Source organism: Candidatus Micrarchaeia archaeon (genome assembly GCA_041653315.1).
GTDB lineage: Archaea > Micrarchaeota > Micrarchaeia > Anstonellales > JAHKLY01 > JAHKLY01.
In genome coordinates, this window is sequence record JBAZFO010000064.1 from 1 (window position 1) to 4,215 (window position 4,215).

At 23.4% G+C, this 4,215-nt stretch carries 5 protein-coding genes; 2 read left to right on the forward strand and 3 right to left on the reverse strand.

The genetic code is table 11. The features are described from left to right. The first annotated feature begins 93 nt into the window (after nt 1-93). Nucleotides 94-645: a metallophosphoesterase family protein gene (locus WC356_07535; GenBank protein MFA5382993.1), complete on the forward strand. Its 552-nt coding sequence runs from the start codon at nt 94-96 to the stop codon at nt 643-645. Here the strand turns inward: WC356_07535 and WC356_07540 are convergent. Continuing rightward, nucleotides 636-1,388 carry a type IV toxin-antitoxin system AbiEi family antitoxin gene (locus WC356_07540; GenBank protein MFA5382994.1) on the reverse strand — a complete coding sequence of 251 codons (753 nt, stop codon included), beginning with the start codon at nt 1,386-1,388 and terminating at the stop codon, nt 636-638. The two genes, WC356_07535 and WC356_07540, sit on opposite strands and share 10 nt — an antisense overlap. 81 nt (nt 1,389-1,469) lie before the next feature. Beyond that, complete coding sequence (locus WC356_07545) at nt 1,470-2,165, reverse strand: phosphodiester glycosidase family protein (protein ID MFA5382995.1); 696 nt, start codon at nt 2,163-2,165, stop codon at nt 1,470-1,472. A 287-nt stretch (nt 2,166-2,452) separates the two neighbouring features. On the opposite strand from WC356_07545, the gene WC356_07550 reads away from it, so the two are divergent. Continuing rightward, nucleotides 2,453-3,109: a hypothetical protein gene (locus tag WC356_07550; protein ID MFA5382996.1), complete on the forward strand. Its 657-nt coding sequence runs from the start codon at nt 2,453-2,455 to the stop codon at nt 3,107-3,109. A gap of 359 nt (nt 3,110-3,468) precedes the next feature. On the opposite strand, the gene WC356_07555 is transcribed toward WC356_07550, so the two are convergent. Next, the coding region (locus tag WC356_07555) for a phage antirepressor protein (protein ID MFA5382997.1) at nt 3,469-4,215 on the reverse strand (747 nt) is incomplete at its 5' end.

The following is a 4,215-nucleotide window of genomic DNA, read 5'->3' on the forward strand; positions in this document are numbered from 1 at the left end:
CATATACTTTCTACTTTTTTATTCATAAATCCAATTATTATAATGAGATTTATAAATATAACGTGAATAAAATAATTAAAAAAAGAGGATTAAATGTTAGAAAAAAATATATACCTAATTTCAGATTTACATTTAGATCACACCAATATTATTAAATACTGTAAAAGACCATTTAAAACAGTTGAACAAATGAACAAAAAGATATTGGATAATTGGAATAATAAAATTAAAGAAGAAGATACCGTATATTTTATAGGAGATTTGACATTCGGAAGAGAAAGTAGTGGATTTGATTTTTGGGCTGAAAAATTAAAAGGAAAAATTATTTTTATTAAAGGAGGACATGATAAATCTAAAAAAATAAATTTTTTAAAACAAACAACATTAGATTATAAAAATATGGATTTTTTATTAATTCATAATCCAAAAGACAGTCCAAAAAACTGGAAAAATTGGATAATTCATGGTCACCACCATAATCATTATTTAGATACATTTCCATTTATTAATGGAAAAACAAAAACAATAAATGTAAGTAGTGAATTGATAGGTTATTCTCCTTTAAATATAAATAAATTATTTGAACTAGATTTTAAAAATATAATATATATGAAAAACATTTTCAGTAAACCAATTTACAAATAATAAATTTTATTTGGTCTTATCTTCCATTTTTTATCTCCTTTTTTTAATCCTTTAATTGAACTATAATATAATTTTTTATTTTTTTCAAGATAGTGGTAAAGTTTACTACTATTTGTGATAAAACCAATAAGTTTGATAATCTTAATACTTTCATACTTAATTGCATAATCTTCTAATTTTTTTTGATTAAATTTTAAATCTTTTAAAATATCTACAACAGAATCCAAACCTCCTAAATACTCTGGATATTCTAAAGCATCAATAATTGTACGTTCTTTATCAGATATTGGAAACTTAGTATTGGAAAAACCAAATAATCTACTTTTTTTGATTTTTATAAATTTAAACGAATTGTTTAATATTTTTTTATCAAAAGAATATTTTGAATTAAATATTATTAATTTTACTGGAATTTGATTTGAAAAATTATGTAAATTAAAAGCTGTGCCTAAACCAAAATAGTATTTATTATTTTCCATTAAAAAATTTACTATTTCTAATTCATTAGGCGCCCAGTCTTTATTAATTGCACGTATTGGTACTACTACATACTTGTTTCTCATTATTTTTATTAATCTCTGTTTTTTTATCATCCCATAAATAAGCTTATTTCTATCCTTTACCTTGATATGATCCCAAATATACTCCTCAATTTCTTTTCTAGTAACAAAAACTTTTTCTTTAAATTCTAAAATGCTAAGTAATTTTTCTTGATTTGGACTTAATCCTTCTTTTTTTTTCATTTTAGATAACACCACAATATAGGTAATTATCTAAAACAAAATATATAAAGCTTTCTATACCTTATTTGAAGATAAATACTGTTATTTATCTATAAATTTGGGTATTCCTATCATATATGGAACTTTTCTTCCAAATTTCTCATTTTGATCATATTTTATATTATCATATCCATACGAAGATTTTCCAATTAATTTTAATTTAATATTATCCTCGCTATAGTATAAAGAGGTAGACCCTCCCCCATCTAAATTTAAAGCAAATACAAAACCTAAATCTTTTATTTGTTCAGCAAATTCTTGTAAACTTATCTTTTGGTCTGTTGCTACTACCATTGCTTTTTGATGTTTATCCCAACCCATACATAATTTAGATGATCTAAAAGTACTATTTAATCCATCTACTACTTGTTCATTCACTATTAATCTTGGACCTGCTTCTATTGCTAAATGTATTTGCGGCTGTCTTCTTGGCATTATCTCATTATATTTTCTTATTTTCATATCTCCATTATTTAAAATAAAAAAAGTATAAGCCCATTCTTTTTCTAATGGAACAGGTTCAATTACTTTTGTTCTATATACTATTCTTCCAGTTATTGTAAAATGATTTGAAGGTCTATTATATTCAAAAAATACGTTGTTAAAACCTAATCTTAAATTTAAATCTTGTGTTTCTTCAATTACTGTTTTTCCTTTTGGTAAAAAATTATATAATCTAAAATATAATGGATTTATATCCCTAACAATTGCTAAATCATTTTGTTTTTCCAGATACACAATTTAATAAGCTGTTTTATATTTTTAAGGCTTGTGTATTATCAAACCCATTTGTAAATTTGCGGTTTTATTTTTATTAACTCAAAATTAAGGATAAATTGTAAACTGTAGTTTACAAAAAAGTAGTTAAATTGTAAACTCTGGTTTACAAAGTACTTAAAAACAGCCTTTTTTTAATAAGAATGTAAACTGTAGTTTACAAAAAAGTAAAAAAATCGAATATATTGTAAATTCTAATTTACAAAATACATAATCAGCTTTTTAAATATTAAGAAGAAAAGAGATATATGGATAAATCTTATAAAATAAATACAATTTTGATATTTTCTTTGTTTTTAATACTATTAATTAATCTTAATTTTCAATTATTAGATTCTGAATGGACTTTATTGCTTTTTTTAATTCCTATGATAATATTTTATTTTTTAAGAATAGATTCTAGATTTTTTATTATTTTTGCTATTTTTTTCTTGATATATTCTGCTATTACTTTGGCTTTCTTAGATAATAAGGATTATGCTAATTTAATTGCTATAAATGCATATTATGGATTAGTTGCTGGAGTTGTTTTACAATTAATAGAATATGTCAAAAAAAGAGATAATTTATTTTATGTTAAAGAAATGGGGTTTATATTGTTTAATTTACCAAAAAATAACATTAGATTACCAAAAAGCAATATACAATTATCTAAAACTCCTGTTTTTGTACCTGTTCATTATAATAAACCCTTAAATCTATCTTTATTTTTGAAAAATAATATCAAATCAATTTTGGCAATGACTTTGGTTTTTGCTGTTTTTGAGATAATAACTGGATATTTATATTTAACTAAACAAACAGCTTTTACAAATTATGATATTCTATTCTTTTTATCCTCTTTACTATTTTTTCCTTTTTTAATCATTTCTCTAATCTCCTTGATACTAAAAAGAAAACACTAAGAGATAAATATTTAATTTAAAGTTAAGTATTTTCTTAAAATTACTTAACCTAGGTTAAGTAGATTTTGATTTTTACTTAACTTGAGTTAAGTGAATTTTGAATTTCACTTAACTAAAAATATTTTGAAAATTCGTATTTAATATTTATATATTTTTTAAATTATATAAAATTTAACTTATTATGCTCCGGATGAAAAAGTGATTTCTCTTTATAATTACCTAATACTGTTCTTTTTGTTTTAGATTTACTCGCCTAAACAGTATTATCTAAAACAAAATATACAAAACTTCTGTCCTTTTTTATCGTTTTTTTGATCTCTAGGATAAAATTACATAAAGTTCTTTTATCCCATCTTTAATTATTCTTTCTTATCTTTTATCCTTTTTCTTTTTTCTGGAATATTAAGGTAATTTTCTTTTGAAACAATACTTTTACCTAATCTCTTTTCAATATCTTTTCTTGTTTTTCCTGCAACATCTCCGCCTTCTTTTGCATCTTTTTTCAATTTAATAAATCCTTTTGTATCTCTTTCACGTGTGAATCTAGTTGTAGTAGATTCACCCAACATAGTTAATATTAATTCTAAATCATCCATGTGATCTCTTAGATTTTCATTTTCTAATCCTTTGTGCTCTTTATATTCATTTGGCGTTAAATCAAAAGTTGCTTTTGATATTTCAGCTGTTAAAATCGCATATTCTCTTTTTGTTTTTACATCACGTTTATCCCACTCGTCAGTTAATTCTTGTCTTATTGCAATTCCCCTAACTCTTTTTTCAATCCAATTATCTGAATATCCTTTTAATTTATATGTTTGTTTCATTCTTTCTTGTGCCAATTCTGGGTTTTCTATTTCTTGTATTCTCTCGTATCCAACTTTAGCAAGCCATCTCTTAAATGGTTCTGCCTTTTTAGAAGGAATAGATTGGATTATACGAAACATAAATTTTGTATTAGCACAATCTGTAGTATACTTTTTCCCATCAGAAGATAATAATTTCAGTTGTACGATAAAATCGTACACCTCAAATCCCTCTTCTTTTAGTTTGGATTTTAGATCTGACCAATATCTTTTTGGAATTGTACTCTCTGTTAAAACTTCCAC